The 19726-nt window shown below is 54.9% G+C and carries 18 protein-coding genes; 10 read left to right on the top strand and 8 right to left on the bottom strand.

Going from position 1 to position 19726, the window contains the following annotated elements:
* From cmk to JIN87_RS26140, 6 genes are all read left to right on the top strand, one after another.
* Window positions 1–702, top strand: a 702-nt coding sequence (gene cmk / locus JIN87_RS26165) for a (d)CMP kinase (protein WP_325176412.1), incomplete at its 5' end; no start/stop codon positions are given.
* A 1-nt stretch (window position 703) separates the two neighbouring features.
* Window positions 704–1357, top strand: coding sequence for a lysophospholipid acyltransferase family protein (locus JIN87_RS26160; protein ID WP_200359317.1), 654 nt, complete (start codon window positions 704–706; stop codon window positions 1355–1357).
* A 45-nt stretch (window positions 1358–1402) separates the two neighbouring features.
* The gene (locus JIN87_RS26155) at window positions 1403–2152 is read left to right on the top strand and encodes a hypothetical protein (protein ID WP_200359315.1); all 750 of its coding nucleotides are present in this window, start codon (window positions 1403–1405) and stop codon (window positions 2150–2152) included.
* Window positions 2153–2164: 12 nt separating this feature from the next.
* The gene (locus tag JIN87_RS26150; RefSeq protein WP_200359313.1) at window positions 2165–2314 is read left to right on the top strand and encodes a hypothetical protein; all 150 of its coding nucleotides are present in this window, start codon (window positions 2165–2167) and stop codon (window positions 2312–2314) included.
* Window positions 2315–2408: 94 nt separating this feature from the next.
* Entirely contained in the window at window positions 2409–3128 is a 720-nt protein-coding gene (rsmI, locus tag JIN87_RS26145) for a 16S rRNA (cytidine(1402)-2'-O)-methyltransferase (protein ID WP_200359311.1), read from the top strand.
* A gap of 93 nt (window positions 3129–3221) precedes the next feature.
* On the top strand, window positions 3222–4157 hold the full coding sequence (locus tag JIN87_RS26140) for a Ppx/GppA phosphatase family protein (protein ID WP_200359309.1): 936 nt from the start codon (window positions 3222–3224) through the stop codon (window positions 4155–4157).
* Here JIN87_RS26140 and menD read toward each other — a convergent pair.
* The 3 genes from menD to metG are packed head-to-tail and all read right to left on the bottom strand — an operon-like array spanning window position 4149 to window position 8857.
* A complete protein-coding gene (gene menD / locus JIN87_RS26135; RefSeq protein ID WP_200359307.1) occupies window positions 4149–5879 on the bottom strand; it encodes a 2-succinyl-5-enolpyruvyl-6-hydroxy-3-cyclohexene-1-carboxylic-acid synthase in 1731 nt (576 codons plus the stop codon). The two genes, JIN87_RS26140 and menD, sit on opposite strands and share 9 nt — an antisense overlap.
* On the bottom strand, window positions 5879–7303 hold the full coding sequence (locus tag JIN87_RS26130) for an isochorismate synthase (protein ID WP_200359305.1): 1425 nt from the start codon (window positions 7301–7303) through the stop codon (window positions 5879–5881). Before JIN87_RS26130 ends, menD begins: the two co-directional genes overlap by 1 nt.
* Before the next feature lie 15 nt (window positions 7304–7318).
* On the bottom strand, window positions 7319–8857 hold the full coding sequence (metG, locus tag JIN87_RS26125) for a methionine--tRNA ligase (protein ID WP_200359303.1): 1539 nt from the start codon (window positions 8855–8857) through the stop codon (window positions 7319–7321).
* Window positions 8858–9109: 252 nt separating this feature from the next.
* Here metG and JIN87_RS26120 point away from each other — a divergent pair, with 252 nt between their 5' ends.
* From JIN87_RS26120 to JIN87_RS26110, 3 genes are read left to right on the top strand one after another with little or no spacing between them, the layout of a single operon-like run.
* A complete protein-coding gene (locus JIN87_RS26120) occupies window positions 9110–9661 on the top strand; it encodes a type IV pilus modification PilV family protein (RefSeq protein ID WP_200359301.1) in 552 nt (183 codons plus the stop codon).
* An 11-nt stretch (window positions 9662–9672) separates the two neighbouring features.
* A complete protein-coding gene (locus JIN87_RS26115; protein ID WP_200359299.1) occupies window positions 9673–10290 on the top strand; it encodes a type II secretion system protein in 618 nt (205 codons plus the stop codon).
* Between the two features lie 5 nt (window positions 10291–10295).
* Entirely contained in the window at window positions 10296–12611 is a 2316-nt protein-coding gene (locus tag JIN87_RS26110; protein WP_200359297.1) for a hypothetical protein, read from the top strand.
* A gap of 62 nt (window positions 12612–12673) precedes the next feature.
* Here JIN87_RS26110 and JIN87_RS26105 read toward each other — a convergent pair whose 3' ends face one another.
* Window positions 12674–13198 carry a hypothetical protein gene (locus tag JIN87_RS26105; RefSeq protein ID WP_200359295.1) on the bottom strand — a complete coding sequence of 175 codons (525 nt, stop codon included), beginning with the start codon at window positions 13196–13198 and terminating at the stop codon, window positions 12674–12676.
* A 404-nt stretch (window positions 13199–13602) separates the two neighbouring features.
* On the opposite strand from JIN87_RS26105, the gene JIN87_RS26100 reads away from it, so the two are divergent.
* A complete protein-coding gene (locus JIN87_RS26100) occupies window positions 13603–13839 on the top strand; it encodes a hypothetical protein (protein ID WP_200359293.1) in 237 nt (78 codons plus the stop codon).
* A 92-nt stretch (window positions 13840–13931) separates the two neighbouring features.
* On the opposite strand, the gene gatB is transcribed toward JIN87_RS26100, so the two are convergent.
* The 4 genes from gatB to pheT all read right to left on the bottom strand — a co-directional run bounded on the left by gatB (window position 13932) and on the right by pheT (window position 19685).
* A complete protein-coding gene (gene gatB / locus JIN87_RS26095) occupies window positions 13932–15380 on the bottom strand; it encodes an Asp-tRNA(Asn)/Glu-tRNA(Gln) amidotransferase subunit GatB (RefSeq protein WP_200359291.1) in 1449 nt (482 codons plus the stop codon).
* A gap of 8 nt (window positions 15381–15388) precedes the next feature.
* Complete coding sequence (gatA, locus tag JIN87_RS26090) at window positions 15389–16858, bottom strand: Asp-tRNA(Asn)/Glu-tRNA(Gln) amidotransferase subunit GatA (protein ID WP_200359289.1); 1470 nt, start codon at window positions 16856–16858, stop codon at window positions 15389–15391.
* Window positions 16859–16862: 4 nt separating this feature from the next.
* The gene (gatC, locus tag JIN87_RS26085; RefSeq protein WP_200359287.1) at window positions 16863–17150 is read right to left on the bottom strand and encodes an Asp-tRNA(Asn)/Glu-tRNA(Gln) amidotransferase subunit GatC; all 288 of its coding nucleotides are present in this window, start codon (window positions 17148–17150) and stop codon (window positions 16863–16865) included.
* A gap of 96 nt (window positions 17151–17246) precedes the next feature.
* The gene (gene pheT / locus JIN87_RS26080) at window positions 17247–19685 is read right to left on the bottom strand and encodes a phenylalanine--tRNA ligase subunit beta (protein ID WP_200359285.1); all 2439 of its coding nucleotides are present in this window, start codon (window positions 19683–19685) and stop codon (window positions 17247–17249) included.
* Between the last annotated feature and the right edge of the window lie 41 nt (window positions 19686–19726).

Genomic DNA, 19726 nt, shown 5'->3' with positions numbered 1-19726 from the left:
GCTAAAGCACCGCGCCACACACTCTCCCTCCACATGTCCAAAAAAGATTTCATCATCATCGCCATCGACGGCGGAGCCGCTGCTGGCAAAAGCTCGACCTCGCGAGCCCTCAGCTCCCGCTTCAACCTCATGCACGTCGACACCGGCTCCTTCTACCGGGCGACCACCGTCAAGCTCCTCGAGGCCGGAGTTCCTGCCGAAGCAGGCGACGCTCTCAACGCCGGACTCGCCAATCTCGAGCTCGGCACCTACATCGACGAAAATTCAGCCTACATCGTAGTCAACGACTGGATACCCGACGAATCCATCCGCAGCGAGGAAGTAAACGCCAACGTATCCCACTACGCAGCCATCCCCGAGCTGCGCAAGTTCCTCTTCGACTACCAACGCGAGCAAGCTACCATCGCCCAAGAAGAAGGCTTCGCAGGCCTCGTTATGGAAGGCCGCGACATCGGATCCGTCATTTTCCCGGACGCAGACCTACGCCTCTACCTCTACGCCGATCCCGCCAAACGCGCCGCCCGCCGCGCAGCGGAAGGCCTCGCCGACTCGATCGAAAAACGCGACGCCATGGACGCCAATCGCAAGACCGCCCCCCTCTCGGTTCCGGAAGGAGCGACCCTCGTCGATTCATCCGAACTCACGCTCGAAGAAGTGGTCGAACACGTATCCGGCCTCGTCGAGAACGCCTACCAAAAGTAAGATGCCCACCCCCTACTCGCCAACCATCTACCACGGCAGCAAGACCTTCCTCGCAGGAGCTCTCAGCCAGCTCCTCATCGGCGACATCGAGGGCATGGAGAACGTCCCCCCAGAGGGTGGCGTCATCCTCGCCGTCAACCACGCCTCTCATTTCGATCCCCCGCTCATCGGCTGCCTTCTCCGCCGCCATATCAACTTCTTCGCCCGCAAGACCCTTTGGTTCAACAAAGCAGCCAGCTGGTGGCTCGATAGCGTCGGCACCATTCCCGTCGACCGCGACGGCGATTCCGACATCAAAGCCATGAAGGCCACGCTCGCCACCCTCAAGCGAGGCGGGCTCCTCTCGCTTTTCCCGGAAGGAACGCGCAGCCCCGACGGCAACCTCCAATCCGCCAAGCCCGGCATCGGCCTCATCGCCGCGAAATCACAAGCCACCGTCATCCCCTGCCGCATCTTCAATTCCAACAAAGTCCTCTCCAAGGGTAAGACGCTGCCAAACTTCAACCTCAGCGTCCACATGCGCTACGGCAAGCCGCTCTCCCCCGCCACCTACGATCCAGGACGCGAAGCAGGAAAAGAACGCTACCAGATCGTCGCGGACCGCATCATGGCAGAAATCGCCAAGCTCACCCGCCCCCGCCCAGTCGCAATCTAGCCTTTATCAATTTCCGTAAATCATACTCTATAAGCCATCCCTGCCATGAAACGTACCAACCGCATGCTTCAAATCCTCGCAATCGCCGGGGCCATCGCTGCAGGTGCGTTCTACTTCAAAAACAAGGCCGACTTCCTCTCCCTCGACACCGACCTCCAGTCGCTCAACACCGCGATCAAGACGGAGCGTGCCCGCAGCCAATCCCTCCAAAAGGAAAACGCTCGCCTCGCCGAAACCGCAGAGTCTCAAACCAGCGAGCTCGAGAAACTCTCCGCCGAAGCCCTGCTCGCGAACAACCAGCTCCTGCAGATCCAACGCGAAAATAAGCGGCTCGTCGACGAACGCGACGCCCAGGAGATCGCCGAACGCCGGCTGCAACAGGAAAACAGCCGCCTCACCCAGGAGCTCAACGTCCTCAAGGCCACCAGCGTCCCCCAAGACCAAGTCGCCAGCTACGAACTAGAGATTGCCAATCTCGAGCGCCAGATTCTCGAACTCCAACAAACTCAAGCCCCACAACAAGTTACCTCGCCTCTCCCCTCCGAGATCCCAAGCAACCCCAGCCTCAAAGGCTACGTTCTCACCGTAGGCAAAGGGAACTCCTTCGTCGTGCTCGATATCGGCTACAACGACGGCGTACGCCTGCAAAACGAGCTCTACATCCAGCACGCAGACACCCCGATCGCCAAAATACAGGTCACAGACGTCAAGGAAAACTTGAGCATAGCCCGAGTTCTGCCAGAGTCATTGGTAAAGACCCCGCAAAGCGGCGACACGGTCTCCAGCCTAAACTGATTTCAACAAACCATGAAAAAGTTCATCTCAATCATTCTCGCAGCGGCCTTCACCGCTTCTCTCTTCTTCATCACCGGCTGCGCGGACCCCGACGAATCCACCATTCCCTGGAGCCGACCCAAGGACTGGGAAGGCGGCGTCCCTGGCATGGGAAGCAACTAGATTTTACCAATGCCCGTTGTCCGCAACGGGCATTCTTTTTCTCCAAAATGGTAGGGCGTGACCGCCGGGCACGCCGCAGTGCCAATCCTCCCACATGTCCTCCGACGAAAATCCCTCACTCACGCCCGAACCGGGTCACCTCTACGTCGTCGCCACCCCCATCGGCAACCTAGCCGATATCACCCAACGCGCCCTCTCGCTCCTGGCCAAAGTCGACGCCATCGCTTGCGAAGACACCCGCACGACCGGAGCCATGCTCACGCGACTCGAGATCAGACGCCCCCTCTTCGCCTACCACGACCACAACGAGAAACGAGCCGCCACCAGCATCGTCGAGCGACTACAAGCAGGCGAATCCATCGCCCTCGTTTCCGACGCCGGCACCCCCGCTATTTCCGATCCAGGCTTCCGTGCCGCCCGCGAGTGCCAACGTCACAATATCCCCGTCGTCCCCGTACCCGGTGCCTGCGCCGTCACCTCGCTTCTGAGCGTCAGCGGGCTTCCCACCGACGCATTCTTCTTCGCCGGATTTCTCGCCCCAAAATCAGCCGCCCGCCGCCGATTCTTCGAAGAGTATCGAGACTTTAAACACACGATCGCTCTCTACGAATCCACCCATCGGATCGAGAAGATGACCGCCGAGCTCGAAGACGTGCTCGGACCAGAACGTGTGGTCTGCATCGGCCGCGAACTAACCAAAAAGTTCGAAACGATAAAAACCGGCACCATCTCCCAAATTCGCGAATTCATGAAATCCGCCAGCAAGAAAGGTGAATTCGTAGTCCTCATCGCCCCCCAAGGCTACGAGTTGTAACTTCCCCACGAAGCACCACCAAGAGCGTAACTATCCTAAACTAACCTTAGTGTCACTTCGTGCCCTTCGTGGGCAAAATTCTTCCACACCCCAATGAAAACCGTTGGCGTCATAGACGTAGGTTCAAACACCATCAAGCTCCTCGTTGCCCAACCCGGCAAAACCCTCCCCGCTGAAAAGGTCAGCTTCGTCGTCGAAGAGACACGTATCGGCGAGGGTATGACAGGACATCCTCCCGTCATTGACGAGCAAGCCATAGAACGCGGAGCCGCGGCGATCGCTCGACTCACCCAAGCAGCTTCAGAATGCGACACCCTCTGCATCGTAGCGACCTCCGCCGTTCGCGATGCATCAAACAAGCAAGCATTCGTCAACGCAGTTGAAAAAGCGTCCAACCACGAACTCCGAATCCTCTCAGGAGAAGAAGAGGCAGCCTTCATCGGGCTCGCCCTCAGGTGCGACCCAGCGCTGAAGGACCTCTCCTCCTACACTCTCTTCGATCTAGGAGGCGGCAGCCTAGAATGTATTCAATTTACGGATCACAAAGTTAGCGAAGCTCAAAGCCTCCAACTTGGATCCGTTCGTCTCGCATCCCTTCTACTTGAAGACAGGAAGCTCCCTCTACCACAGGACAAGCACGAACAAATCGCTGCTTACGTGAAGCAAAGCTGGGGAGCATCCAAATTCGCCCCAGACTCAAGCCCTTCCGAAATTGCCGTCCTCACCGGAGGCTCCGCCAAACACCTAGCGGAGAGCCTTACGAGCTCTCAACGAGAATCAGGAATCAGCTTCCAAGACTTCAGCGAAATCGTAGATCGAGTTTGCTCACTCACTTTCGATCAGCGTATCAAAGAGTACAACATCCCGCCCAACAGAGCTGACATTTTCCCAACCGCAATGGTCACGCTCAAGCAGTCCCTGAGCTATCTCGGTTGCAGTCGCATCTTTTTCTCCGACTACAACCTACGATTCGGAGTGGCGACCATGCTCTTGCAGCAAGGCGAGATCAGTCGGATCGCTTTACCCTAAACGGGACGAGACATCCTTAAATAGCTGCTTCCGCAAAACAGCATCTCGCTTCCGATCGGTTCTAACTTCAAGTACTCGGACGCCAGCGATTTCTTTACCCAGTTCCGTCTCGAGCTGCCCCCAGCTTTGAATCAGCTCATAATCGAGACCGTAAGTCTTCGACCACGCCCCGAAGTCGACCTGTTGATCCGTCCCGTAGTGCTTTTCGAATACAGATTCAAATTGCGAAACTGGCAGCATCTCGAAAATCCCGCCACCCGCATTGTTCACCAAGAGAATCGTCAGGCTCCCCTTAAACTGCTTCGCGTTCAGAGCGCCATTCGTATCATGCAAGAGAGCAAGATCTCCCGTTAGCAAAAATGTGGCCTCCCCTTCATGAGCCACTCCCATGGCTGTGGAGAGGATTCCATCGATACCATTCGCTCCGCGAGAGCTAAAAACAGAAACCGGCTCAATACGTGGACCAAAGTAGAACTCCATGTCTCGAGGCGGCATGCTGTTCGAAACGCAAAGCGAACATTCCCTCGGTAGCCATTTGCTCAACCCCCACGAAAGTTTCGCTTCGATCAAGGCCTCCTCACTGGAGAAGCGCGTATCCAGCTCCGACTGAACCGTCCTGTCGAGCTCAATCCAGCGCTTGGCGTAAACATCAGCAGCCTGAGATTTCGGAGCGAGAACTCCGCCAAACTCAAGATCCGCTACCACCCGCACCGACCTGGAATGTGTCGCATCAACATTCACGGTGCGATCACTCAGGATTGTCATCGGAACGTCATTCTCACCAATCCAAGTCCGAAGCACTTTGCTCGTCGGCAGGCTCCCAATCACCAGTACATGTTCTGGCGTGAGCTCCTCCGACAATGATCGGTTTCTCAAAATAAAGTCGTACCCACAAACTAAAGACGAAATACCAGTCCCGTTTGAGCGAAGCGGATTGAGAGCATCCGCAAGCACCGGCCAACCAAGCGAGTTCGCCAGAGATGCCACGTTCTCGCACCAAGAGTCCTCATTATCCGGTGACGCAGGTCCCACCACAACAACTCCCTTCTCGATCGCGGCCAGACTCTCAGGAAGCTGCGCCTGCACAAACGGGATACCATCCGAGATACCGAGGTGATCGAAAAAAGAAGAGAGCTCTTCGTTCGTAAAGGGAGAGACAAAGCCGTCCTGCGCTACAGGAATCAGCGGATCCCTAAAGGGAACATTCAAATGCACCGGCCCGCGATCTGGAGCCGTAGCGACCTCGGCAACGTGAGCCACCGTTTGCCGCAGATAACGCAGCATCTCCCGAGAGGACTCCGGAACGGCAAGCTCGGTTGCCTTGCGGACGTATCCGCCAAAAAACTTCAATTGATCAATGGTCTGCCCCGCCTGACAATCTCTCAACTCCGGCGGTCGATCAGCCGTCAGCAGCACGAGCGGCACCCCACTCTCGCTCGCCTCCACAACTGCAGGAAAGAAATTCGCAACCGCAGAACCTGAAGTGCAAACCAGAGCGACCGGCCTGCCGCTTCGTTTGGCAAGCCCGAGGGCGAAGAAGCCAGCAGAGCGTTCGTCCAGAATCGGGATCGCTTCGATCGACTCGTGTCCCGCAAACGCGAACGTCAACGGCGAACTCCTCGAACCGGGGCAAGTGATAGCGTACTCCACCCCTTTACGATGTAGTGTCTCGGCAATGACATCCGCCCAAAGTTCGTTTCCGTTCGCCCAGCTTGTCTTCATTAGAGCAGGTTCTCCTTCAAGGCTTGGAACTTCAGATTGGTTTCTAGATGCTCACGCTCCGGAACGGAACCTTCAACAATCCCCACTCCAGCAAACAATCGAGCGTTTTCTCCATCTACGAGAGCGGAACGAATCCCCACCAGGAACTCCCCCTCTCCTTTCGCATTTATCCAACCGATCGGTCCCGCATACAGTCCACGATCAAAACGTTCGTGCTCGCAAATTTTGGGGACCGCATCTTCGCGCGGCGTTCCTCCCACCGCAGGAGTCGGGTGTAGACTCGCTACCAAATCCAGTAGATGAATCCCCTCTTCGAGTCTCGCTTCAACATCGACAAACAAGTGCTGCACATTTTGCAGCTTCTTGAGACTCGGGTTGCAACTCTCGCTAACCGACAGCCCCAAATCCTGCAATCGGCGACAAACCGATTCGTGCACGATCTGATGCTCCCTTCGGTCCTTCTCGCTTTCGAGCAAGCCCGCACCTAGTCGAGCGTCTTCCGAGGCAGTCTTCCCACGCGGTGCAGTCCCAGCCAAAACATCCACATTGACTCGGCCTTGCGCTACCGAAACGAGACGTTCCGGGCTCGCTCCGATAAAGCTTTGCCCTTTTCCGTTCGCGATCGAGAACGCGTAACAATCTTCGTAACGCTCCCTAAGCGTATTGAGAATTTCGAGCGGGTGAAACGCTTGGTCCGCCTTAAGGTCGAGAGCTCGAGCCAACACAATTTTCTGAAACTCGCCCTCATCAATTCGCTTCAGGACTCGCTCCACCGATTCCTTGAACGCCGCGTCGCCACCACATTCCTTAGTCTCAAGGACTCGCAAACGATCCCGCAGCGAGCGTTCGTCCGAATCAGTGTAATCGAAAGTACGAAATTTCGTATTTGCGTTCCAGATACGTTTCGCGATCGCTTCGATATCGTCCCCCGCAGCGATCACCGCATTTGCGATAGCAATGCAACGCCCCTTGCTCGAAACGACTTGCCAACGCGGCACAAAAACAGAGGACGACGGAAAGGGAGCGTCCGCTTTCGATTCCTCAAAAAACGTGAAACCGCTAAAGAAGTGCGGTCCAAAAAACGGAAGACTCGAATCCCCCACCGCTATCGCGTTCTCGAGCACCTCCGCAATCCATTGCTTCACCTCCGCGAAGCGATTCGCCCCAGAAGGCGAAAAGCTGAGAGCATCTTCAGCCCCCGCGATCGCCAAGTCATCTCGTCGACGCTCGATGTAGAAGTGCTGCTGCCGGTCCTCGTAGATCGACTCCAAAACCGCTAGCGGATCAAGCAGCGACGACTCCGCAGCGATGCTAACGAGCTGCGGTTTCCCTCTTTCGACCGCCTTGAAGAGACAGCCCTGCAAAAACGCATGCAGGGCCTCGTAGGTTTTGGCTTTGGCCGGATCTAAGGGGATCGTATCCACGAAACGGCTTCGGGACTACTTTTTCTCCTGTTGCGGCTTAGGGAAGAGAATCACACGCTCGCCCACCTTGCAGCCGGTCAAGGCGTCTGACGCTTTGAGACGCTCGAGCCAAGAAGCGTCACTCTTGTATCCGAGAAGCTCGTACACGCGAACTGTCGTTTCTGGCATCACAGGCTCAAGCAACCCGACTGCTCGACGCAATGCCTCCGCCATGAGCGAAAGCGAAGTCGCACAGACTTCCTTATCCTTCGGATCCTCAGACTTAGCGAGCTTCCACGGCGAACGCTGCTCCGCATAACGGTTGATCGAACGAATAAAGCTAAACGTGAGCTCAAGCCCCTTGTGAAACTGGAACTCCTCGAAGAGCTCGACGACTTTCCCTTCCGTTTCCGCCCACGCCGCTTCAAGCTCCTTCTCCGGCTCTTCACTAACAGTGCGAGCTGGGAAAGTATCACCACAGTAGCGCGGCGTCATCGTCAGCACGCGGTTTAAGAGATTACCAAGGTCGTTAGCGAGGTCGCTGTTGTATCGATTTGTGAAAAGCTCGTCCGAAAAATCGCTGTCTTGCCCCACGCTCATTTCGCGAATGAGGAAATAGCGGAGAGCGTCCACGCTGTACTCCTTCACGAACTCGGATGGCTCGATGAAGTTCCCCGTACTCTTGGACATCTTGTCGCCATTGATGGACCACCAGCCATGTACAAGCAGGCTGGACGGAATCTCCACACCAATCGCCTTCAGCATGATCGGCCAGTAGACAGAGTGCGGCGGAAGCAGGATATCCTTTCCGATTACGTGGTAGTTGACTGGCCAATACTTCTCGAAATCCGGAGTACCGTAGCCGACCGCGCTGATGTAGTTCACCAGAGCGTCGAACCAAACGTAAGTCACGTACTCTTCATCGAAGGGAAGCGGAATCCCCCACTCAAGACGCTCTTTCGGGCGAGAGATACAGAGATCGTTGATTGGCTCCTTAAGGAACTCGAGAACCTGCTTCGCCCGGAAACGCGGATAGATAAAATCTTCGTGCGTCTTGATGTGCTCGATGAGCCAGTCCTGATATTGGCTGAGCTTAAAGAAATAGTTGCTCTCGGTGATCTCCGTCACTTCCCCAAAAATCTCCGGCCACTTGCCGTCGACCATGTCCTTCTCCTGGAGAAACTGCTCCGCGCGAGCGCTGTAGAAGCCCTTGTACTCGGCCTTGTAGATTTCGCCACGGTCGAAGAGGTCCTGCAGGATCTTGCGTACCACATCCTTGTGGCGAGTCTCGGTTGTGCGAATGAAATCGTCGTTGGAAATGTTCAGGCTGGAGCAGAGCTCCTTGAACTCTCCCGCCGCCTCGTCACAGAGCTCGATCGGCTCGATGCCACGCTTGGCCGCAGACTGCTGAACCTTCTGTCCATGCTCGTCGATCCCTGTGAGGAAGTAGACGTCATCCCCCATCAAACGGCGGAAACGCGCGACCACATCGGTCAGCACTTTTTCGTAGGCATGCCCGAGGTGCGGGGAGCCGTTCGCGTAGTCAATTGCGGTAGTGATGTAAAAGGACTTCATCGGTTAAAAGAAAGCGGAAGTGCATAAGTCTCAAGCGATTCAGTCGCAACCCAAATAAGACGAAGGTCGTGAGTCGATCCCCTGCGAATGTCACTAGGGGGACCTGCAGAAACTGCTCATCCTTCCCATAGTCGATTTTCAGCCACCGAGAAAGCCGCTAGCGAGATCTACCCACTCGAAACCTAGAAAAGGAAAATAACGCCTCAGAACTATGAAAATTACCTTAAATGCCTCCGATAAACCCCAGAACACATGGCGATCTTCTCAAAAAAATCTCTGTCCTCGGCCGGAAAAGACGGCTTCTCGCTCGTCGAAGTTATGGTCGGAGCTCTGATCCTCTCCATGGTGGGATTCGGAACCCTGTCCGGCTTGCTGCAAGCGCGCCGCATGACTCAGGGATCCATCAACGAGGGAACAGCTATGACGGTCGCCCAAGGCTACCTGGAGCAAATGAAGAACATGCAGTTCAGCCTTCTGGACGAGGACTCCGTTTCCGAGCTTATCAACCAAGGTTCCGCCGATACTCTCTCCGTTTCTCCAAACGTCAACGATCCCACTGCAGGAGCCAGCTCGGATATCGACAACATCAAGTCGCTCGACATCAACAACACGCCTGATGACGACACCGACGACCTTAAGATCAACTTCGTCCTCTACGTCGAAGACATCACAGACACCTCTTCTCAAGTTGGAGAAGCGCGCCGCATCATTCTCCGCTATTCCTACACGGACAACTCCCTCCTCAGTGGAAGAGTGGTCACCGACACTCTCGTCACCGTGCGCTCGGACGTCCCAACCTTCTAGGAAAATTCAGCATGAACTTCACCCGCAGAACTTCCGGAAGAAGAGGTTTCACGCTCACGGAGATGGTGGTAGCGACCGCCGTTTTTGGCGTAATTATGGGAGCAGTGATGAGCTTTCTGCTCTCCTCGAAAAACTTCTCTTCCTACAATCAAGGCAAGCTGCTCATCAATCGCGACATCCGCAAGTTCACCAGCGAGCTCGGCGACTACGCCACCTACTCCAGCTTCTTCATCATCTACAACTCCTTCAAAAATCGAGTTGAAATGAACGAAGGCCAATCTGGAGACTTCCTGCTTCTCGCCTTCGTAGACGAAACCGATCCCTCCGCCTACACCGCCCTCGTGGGCTACTATCGTTCGGCCAGCACCACCACAGCAGGTCCCGTTCGAAAATTCGCCATAAAATTCGATCCTCCAAGAAGCGAAGACATCGAAGATCTCATCCCCGCGACCTCATCCGAAGGGACACACCCAGAAGTGATCGAGCTCTCCCGCGGCCTCAGCGACGGCCAACTCTTCTACAATTTCTTTGGCCGGAGCATCACCGTCCAAGGAGAGATTCTGCACAAAGGCAGCAATCTCAAACAAGCCACCAACACATACAACTTCACCGTATCACCGCGAGGGTAGACCAAATGAAGAAACTAAGAGCGGAAAACAAAAAGAGAGGATCAGTCCTCGGAGCCACGCTGGTTATTTCGACAAGCGCAGCATTCGTAGTGGGAGTACTTCTACACCACTCTCTCACCGAGAGAAAGATCAACGCTCGCCACCAACTCCGCATCCAGGCGAAAAACGCGTCCGAAGCGATCGCTGAATACGGATTCGCTCAGCTGAAGTACAAGTTCAACAGCCGGACCAACTTCACCGCCAACGCCTTCGACCCCGCCTCCTCAGATGCCCTTTCTCTTCCCGGCGAAAACATCTTTGGCTCCAATGTCGACTTCGTGAACTCGGAGGTGATCGGAGGAAACGTCCCCTCCGAGCCCAGCACCCTCACCTACATCGATCCGCTATCCCCTTTCAACGACAAGGACCCGCTAAAAGGCCAGAAGGTCTTCGCCCGCACCATTGGCCTCTACGCCAAAGCCACCGTGACCGATCCGCGCGGCGGCAGCCCGATCACCTCCTACACCACTCAAAAGCTGCAAGTGCGCGACGCGCCGCTCTTCGCCCACGCCATTTTCTACAATCTCGACTTAGACATCCACCCTGGGCCAAACATGGACATCTACGGCCCCGTCCACACCAACCTCGACCTACGTGTCGCCCCCTCCAACAGCCTGAATTTCCACAACAAAGTAAGCGCCACAGGAGACCTCTACCACGCTTACGAGCACAAGAGCTCTTCTCGCACTGGGCACGTTCGCTATCCCGACCGCTACGGCAACTTGCAATCGATGTACGTCGGAGGCGTTTGGAAAGACTCCAAGATGGGTGACGGATTTCGCGAATACGCGTCCGATCGCTGGCATGGCAACTTGCAAACCTCCTCCCACGGCGTCCCCAACTACAAGCCAGTCGCCTTCGCTGACTACCAGCCCGACAATCCATCCACCTCCGCCTACGACCCAGTCAACTCCGGACGAGCCATCATCGAACCTCCCCTACCCGTCGGCCACGCCGACTACGATGCGGAAATCGAAAAACAGAAGATGTCCAACAAAGCCGGAATGTACTTCAAATGGGATACCGCCGGAAGCACCGTCCGCCTCTTCCGCAAGAGCGGCACCGAAGTCGACATCAGCCACCTCGAAGGTTCGCTTTGGACCATCAAGTCGAGCGCCCTGCGCGACCGCCGCCGGGGATACGATATCACCACCGTCGACTTTCACGTGGGTAAGCTCAAACAATTGATCGAATCTCCAGACGTTTCAGATCCGTCCAAAGTCCTAGGCGTATACGATCCCGACGATCTTTCCGGCTACTACGATCCCTCCACCCAGTGGAACGGAATCATCTACTTCGAATGCTACAGCTCCGACTCCAACAGTACTCGAAAAGCGAATCTCAACTACTCCGGCATCCGCTTGGTAGGTGGCGAGACCGATCGCACCGGACAAGGCATTCCCAGCCGAGGAGCCGACCCTGGGATGACCTTCACCACAAACAACATCCTCTATGTGCAAGGTCACTTCAACGCTGACGGAAGCACAGGAAGCACCAGCGCTTACGAACCGGAGAGCAACGAAGTGCCAGTAGCGGTAATGGGCGACGCAGTCACCTTCCTCTCCGCCAGCCATACAGACTCCGCCATGTGGAGCGCCAACGAGCCAAACGCATCTACGACCGAAGTATCTGCCGCAGTCGTCTCAGGCATCCGTCCCCCAAACAAGCTAGGCGACGATAGCTACAGCGGAGGAGCCCACAATTTCCCTCGATTCCTCGAAAACTGGAGTGGTGATACGTTCTACATCCGCGGCTCCATGGTCTGCCTCTACGAGTGCGAAATTGACGACTCCACTTGGTCGACAGCTTACTACAATCCTCCAAATCGTGGATACGGCTTCAACGACCTGTTCGCCGCCGGCACCTATCCCCCAGGCACACCATTGCTAAGGGCGTACCGACGCATCAACTACACGAACATCAGCGAGAGCACATACAATTCAGCAGTGGGCTCACTCGCTTGGAACTCAGGAACCGTCGGCGGAGAGATCACCGTCTCCCCAGAAGATTCGATTTCCATTACCCCTACCGTTCCAAAAGAAGTTCCTGAGACGATCCCGGAAGACGAACCTATCAGCGAGCCGACTCCGGAACCCGAACCAGAGCCCGAACCAACATCTGAGCCTGAGCCCACTCCCGAGCCTAACGTAGAACCGGAACCCGAGGTGGTGGTAGAGCCCGAGCCGGAACCCGAACCAGAGCCAGAACCAGCCGAACAGCCGAGCAACAAAAGGCGAAAGTCGCGTAGCTGGAAATCCGGCTGGAACTGGGGCTGGGGATAAGCCGAATTTCAAACACAAGCCCTCCTTCATTTCACGAAGGAGGGTTTTGCTTATCCAGGAACTCAGTTGTGCTCCAACAGGTCCATGCGAGTCAGCAGAAGGTTGTGAGCCCTTCGGTTCTGATCGAGAATCTCCTCATCTCCCCAAAAACTGAATACAACCAAACGATCGCGAATGAGTGCGAAAATCTCTCGAGTTTTTCGAGAGTCTCCCAGAGCCAATCGTTCCACATAATCAATCTGCCGATATACAGAATTCAAAATGATCGGCGGTTCCGAGCGCTCTAAACTGAAATGAGAAAAGGTAATCTCAACCTTAGGCTCCGCTTTCTTCAATCCACGAACATAGGCGTCCCAAACCTCTTGAGAAAGGTCTGGCAAGAACTCCGAAAGTTCAAACTCCGCCACCCCAAGGTAAACGCCCTCATGACGCAGCGACTCGAATACAAAAGAGAACCGATCCGAGAACTCATCAGCGGCCTGCCAACGCTTCGTCACGCTGAAGATCAGATCGAACTCTTCGCACTGCAGCACCGCTCGCTCCTCCAAATAGCCGTCCGGACTTTCAGTGAAAAACTCAGCCTGCATTTTTACCCTAGGCTCGTCCGGCCAAACCACCAACTCACCCGCGATCGACAGCGGAACATAAAGCCCACCTCCGATCAAAATACATAAAAGTTTCCAATTTAAAGACTTTGGGACGCACATAGAGAAAACCTGATCGATTGGCCTGCATAGAGAGGAAACAGGACAAGAATCGGCGAATCCATTCCAAAAGTGAGTAGAAAACGATGCAACAGAGCTATCGATCCCTTTCATTCCTGGAAGCTATTTTACAATTTGGACACCGACCTCATCTAATCCTAACGAAGCCCATAGGGGAATGGATGAGCCCCGCTTGGGCAGAGATCCGATTTGAGGGATTCGGTCGATGATCCGATTGAAAGAAAGTGTAAAAAGGATTCATATAAACGCATCCAACTCCTACCTCTATGAAGCGAATCCTAACGACTACCGCCTGTATCATCACCGCTACGGTTGTCTGTGCCCATATCGCAAACGACGAGCTAAGCTCCAACAAGTCCGAGTCGAAGCCCATCGTTCAAGTCGCCGCCGCCGAGGCGTCAATCACCCCTGCAGGCGATTTATCTCCCTCTATTTACGGAGTTTGTGGTGCGGCCGCTATGGCTATGCTGATCGCAACGCGACGTCAAAGAACACAGGCCTAAACCCGAAAAGAAGCCTGCAAGTCATATTTCAAGCCAATCGCTTTTCTAGGCGATTGGCTTTTTTATGAAAATGACTGACCAATGGGCTGAACCTAATCGATCAGCTCGCGGATCAGCTTGTTGACCAACTGCGGGTTCGCCTTGCCTCGGCTCTTTTTCATGACCGGGCCAAGCAACGCGTTGAGAGCCTTCTCGTTACCGTCCTTGTAGTTTTGGACGGGCTTCGGGTTCTCATCGATTGCCTCCTGACACCAGACCTTCACTTGGTCTTCGTCGAAATCCGGCTTCAAGCCCTTTCGCTCGATGACCTGCTCCGCCGTCTCGCCGGATTTGAACATCTCCGGGAAGACGTCCTTGTTGGCCACGTTCTTCGGAATAGTCCCCTTCTCCACGACTTGTACGAGACCGAGCAATGAGTCCGGCGTGATCTTACAGTCACGCAGTACTTGCCCCGCTTCACCTAGCTCGCGAAGCAAATCGTTCACCACGAGGTTTCCAATCGCCTGAGCAGACTTGGGAGATTGCTTCGCCGCAGACTCAAACCAGTCGCTCAATTCACGATCCGGCACGAGCACCGAGGTGATCGAATACGGAAGCGAGTACTCTTCCAAAAATCGGCGCTGCTTGTTCCATGGAAGCTCTGGGATCTCGTCCCGCAGACGATTTCGCCACTCGTCATCAATCTTGACCGGCATCAAATCGGGGTCTGGGAAGTAGCGATAGTCGTGAGCGTCTTCCTTTTCACGCATCATCTCGGTTTGGCCGAGCTCAGCGTTCCAACGCCAAGTGGCTTGCTTGATCGTATTGCCCTTCTTCAGCTCACGAGTCTGACGCTTGATCTCATACTCGATGCCGTTCTTCACGCCAGTGATGCTATTCAGGTTCTTGAGCTCGATCTTCTGGCCAAGCTCCTTCTGCCCCACGGGACGAACCGAGATGTTCGCATCCGCACGCATCTGCCCCTTCTCCATGTCGCAGTCGGAAATACCGCAGTAAATCATGGTCTGGCGAATCGCAGTGAGGAAAGCGAAAGCCTCCTCGCCGGAGTGCATGTCCGGCTCGCTCACGATTTCCATCAGCGAGGTAAAGGCGCGATTGTAATCAACCAAGCTATCTTCGGAAAAGTGGTTTAGCTTACCCACATCGTTCTCGAGGTGGATACGCGTGAGCTTGATCTCCTTGTGCTCACCCATCTCGCCACGGTTGTGACCAGGCATCTCGATCTCTACCGAACCGCCATCGCAGATCGGCTGATCATACTGAGTGATCTGGTAGTTGTTGGGGCTATCCGGATAAAAATAGTTCTTTCGGTCCCACTTACAGTAGTCAGGGATCGTGCAATTGAGAGCCAAGCCCGCCTTGATGATACCATCGAGAGCGGCCTTGTTCATCACCGGCAAAGCACCGGGCAATCCCATCACAACAGGATCCACCAGCGTGTTTGGCTCGTGGCCATAGCCCGCACGGACGCGGGAGAAAATTTTGGATTCGGCCTTAATCTGGACGTGAACCTCCAGACCGATAACTGCTTCGTATTCCATCGTTAAATCTAGAGGCTTGGGTGTTGGTCCTTGAATTCGTGAGCTGCTTCGAACTCGTTCGCGATCGAGAGCATTTCGTCTTCCTTGAACGGCTTACCGAGGATCTGCAATCCGACTGGCAAACCATCGCTGTATCCGCAAGGCAACGACATTCCGGGAACGCCAGCCAAGTTCGCTGAAATCGTGTAGATATCGCTCAAGTACATCGAGAGCGGGTCACTCGCCTTCTCGCCCTTCTTGAATGCAGGCGTCGGCGAAGTCGGCGTCAGCAATGCATCGACCTCCTTGAAAGCGTTCTCGAAGTCCTGACGAATGAGCGTTCGAACCTTCTGCGCCTTCAAATAGTAGGCATCATAGTATCCACTGCTCAATACATAGGTACCGAGGATGATACGGCGCTTTACTTCCTCACCGAAACCTTCCGCGCGGGACTGGCAATAGATATCCACCGAGTCCTTTGCGTCGAACTTCTCCGCACGATGCGTGTAGCGGATACCGTCATAGCGAGCGAGGTTCGAGGACGCTTCCGCTGTCGCGATAATGTAGTACGTCGCGACCGCGTAATCCGTATGCGGCAAGGACACTTCCTTAATCTCGCAGCCGAGACTCTTATAGAATTCGATCGCCTTTAACACCGGCTCCATCGCCGGCGTACTTTCCGCATTCGCGAAATACTCCTTCGGCAAACCAAGCGTCCATTTGTGACCACGTTGATCTTCCAACGCCTTCACGAAATCCGGCGTCGAAATCTTGTAGGAAGTGGAATCGCGTTCGTCGTGACAGGAAATGGCCTGCAGCAGCATGGCCGCATCCTTCACGTTCCGAGTCATTGGACCGATCTGATCGAGCGAGGAAGCGAATGCCGCCAAACCAAAACGGGATACACGTCCATAAGTTGGCTTCACCCCAACAATACCGCAATGGGCAGCTGGCTGACGAATCGAGCCACCCGTGTCGCTACCGAGTGCAAACACAGCCTCACCAGCAGCAACCGCTGCAGCCGAACCTCCGGAGCTGCCTCCTGGCACGCAATCGAGGTTCCATGGATTCGAAGTCGATTTAAACGCCGAGTTCTCACAAGAAGATCCCATTGCGTACTCGTCGAGATTGAGACGTCCCCAGAGCACTGCTCCTTGCGTCTTCAGTTTCTCGATACTGGTCGCGTCGTAAGGAGAAACGAACTTCTCCAGCATCTTGCTCGAACAGGTCAGCGGCTGTCCGTAGACCGCCATGTTGTCCTTAATGCCAACGGGGATACCATCGAGAGCACCCTTCGCCTCGCCCGCCGCGCGACGTGCATCCGAAGATTCCGCTTGAGCGAGCGCATCCGCTTCGTCGAACGAGTTGAAAGCCGCGACCTTTTCGTCAACCGACTTCGTTCGCTCGATCATCGCCTTCGTTAGCTCGACCGACGAAAGCTCCTTCTTTTCTAGCAGCTCCGAAAGCTCACTAGCCGACTTGTAGAAAATGTCCTGCATCTGATTAATCTACGACCTTTGGAACGATCACCATATTTTCGCGTTGAGCCGGAGCGTTCTTGAGAGCTTCCTCCGTAGAGAGCTCACCCTTCACTTCGTCCTCTTGCCAAACGTTGTAAACCGGATGCGGATGAGCCGTTGGCTCAACACCGTTTGTGTCGAGCTCTTCGAGCTTTTCCACGTATCCGATAATTGAATCCAACTGACCGGAGAGCTTTTCCTTTTCCTCGTCCGTTAAATTAATACGGGCGAGTTTTGCGGTGTATTCGATATCGATGTGAGTGTCGGACATTGCCTATTCAGTTTTAAAGCACGGAGGGCAACGCTCTATCGTTGCCAATAATGTATTCGTATTTCGGCAATGACGAAGCATTGCCCTCCTATTCTCCTAGTCGCGGATGCTGTACGGTGACTTTTCGCGGACTTGGTTTTGGATGGTTTCGAAAGCCTTGTTCACTTCCTTGTCTTTAAGCGTACGATCGAGAGCACGGAAGGTCATGCTGACCGCGATGCTCTTCTTGTCTTCCGCCACACCAGTGCCCTCGTAGATATCGAAGACGTTAACGCTTTCGACATCGAAGCCCTTGGTCGCCTTGGAAGCTATCTTGCTCATAGTGCGAACGACTTCTTCCGCTGGCTCGCTCTTGTCTACGACAAGCGCTAAATCACGGCTGGAAGCTGGGAACAAGCTGAATGGCTTGAACTTGATACGCTTCGGCTCGCGGAGACGCTCAGGCAAGTAGCAGAAAATACCACCGAATACTTCGCCTTGAATATCCATCTCCTTGATACGAGGAAGACTCATCAAGCCAACTCGAGCGAAGAAACCAGCCTTTGGCTCTTCGTAAGCGGCACTGTGGCCATCTTGCCAAGCGCCTTCGTTTTCGCTTACTTCGCGAACCTTGAACTTGCCGAGGTCGATTCCAGCGTAAGAGGCGATAGTTTTGAGACGCTGCTTGGCTGAGTAGAAATCGTCGAAGCTACGCTCCTTCCATGTACGCTCTGGACCGCTGTTGCACTCGAGGAATGCTACCGCGACCATTTCAACGATCTTACCGTTAAGTTCACGGAACACGCGGCCCGTTTCGAAGAAACGGTTTGCTCCAGTCTTACGAGATTGGTTGAGGTGAAGCACCTCCAGCATACCTGGCAGCAAACTGTGACGTAGCTGCGTTTGGTCTTCGCTAATCGGATTGAGGAGAGCCAGTTCTTCGGCGGAAACCTGGCTCGCCCATCGCTTTTGCTCTTCAGCAGAACGAAGCGTGTAAGTGACTGTTTCCTGGAAGTTTTGACCAATCAAGAAGGCCGAGGACTTGCGATTGAATTGAGTGATCGGGCTATCGCTCGCGGTCGTAGCAGTCGCGCGAACCTGCCCACCTGGGATCTTGTCCGTGCCGTAGATACGGAGCACTTCTTCGAGCAAATCAACAGGACGCTCGAGGTCACCACGGTAGCTAGGAACGGTCACTGTCCAGACGCCTTCGTTGCTGATGGAGATGCTCATATCGAGCAACTCGAGAGCTTCGCGGATCTGCTCGTCGGTGACTTCGAAACCGCTCTTCTTGCGGATCCACTCCGGAGTGATCTCGATCGCGGTCTGCCAAACAGGTTCTGTGCCAGCGAGCATTCCGTTTGTGCAGAGCTCGCCACCTGCGGTCTCGAGGATGAGAGAGATCGCACGCTCCGTCGCGTAACGAAGCGAAAGCGGGTCAACGCCACGCTCGAAGCGGTAGGAGCTGTCCGTTGAAAGTGCTAGTTTTTTGGATACCCAACGAATCGTGCTCGGCTTGAAGTATGCGACTTCGAGGATCAGGTCGGTTGTATCATCCTTAACCTCAGAATTCTGACCGCCCATCACACCAGCAACTGCGAGTGGCTTAGTTTCGTCGGCGATCACAACCATGCGACTGGAGAGCTTGCGCTCTTCGTCGTCGAGCGTGGTCATCACTTCGCCCTCGCCCGCGTTGCGGACCACAATCTTGCCACCTGAGATATCGCGAGCGTCGAAAGCGTGCATCGGATTGCCGCACTCGTGCATAACGTAGTTGGTCACGTCGACCACATTGTTGATCGGGCGGAGGCCAATAGAAGACAGAGCCTCCTGCAACCACTTCGGGCTCGGACCAATCTTCACGCCCTTGATCACACTAGCGATGTAGAGCGGGCAATCTTCACTAGCGTCCAAAGTGACACTTTCGAAGAGACCTTCGCCGTTTGCACGCTCGGTCTCGGCGGGAATGTTGTTAACTTCTGGATACTTGACATCACGACGGTACCAAGCCGCGAGCTCGCGAGCGATACCGATGTGCGAAAGACAGTCCGGACGGTTTGGGGTCACCTCGAGATTGAAGACCGTGTCGCTATCGGTAAGCACCTGATTGATGGGCGTACCGAGTTCTGGACGGCCATCGAGAATAAGAAGCCCCGAGTTGTCGCCAGAAGCTCCAATCTCGCTCGCACCGCACATCATGCCAGCGGATGGCACACCGCGGAGCTTTGATTCCTTGATCTTGAAACCGCCTGGCAGTTCCGCACCGGGAAGAGCAACTGGAACGCGGTCCCCTACCTTGTAGTTGCTTGCTCCACACACGATCGACTTTTCGCCGATTTCAGATCCACAATCCACACGGCAAACGCCGAGCTTGTCCGCGTCCGGGTGCTGGTCGCGCTGCAGGACTTCACCCACAACAACGTTTTCGAGAGGAGGCACGCCGGTCGTCTCCATGTCGTCCACTTCGAAACCGAGCAAAGTGAGCGAGGCGGCGAGTTCCTTAGGAGACTCGTCGAGGTCTACGTAACGCTTAAGCCACTTGAGAGATACTTTCACTGTAGAAAAATGTTAGAAAATTTTGAAGTCGTAGCGCGGTG

Source organism: Pelagicoccus mobilis (assembly GCF_016595505.1).
GTDB lineage: Bacteria > Verrucomicrobiota > Verrucomicrobiia > Opitutales > Opitutaceae > Pelagicoccus > Pelagicoccus mobilis.
Note: the sequence above shows the minus strand (reverse complement) of the source record. Positions and strands in the feature narration are given on the sequence as shown.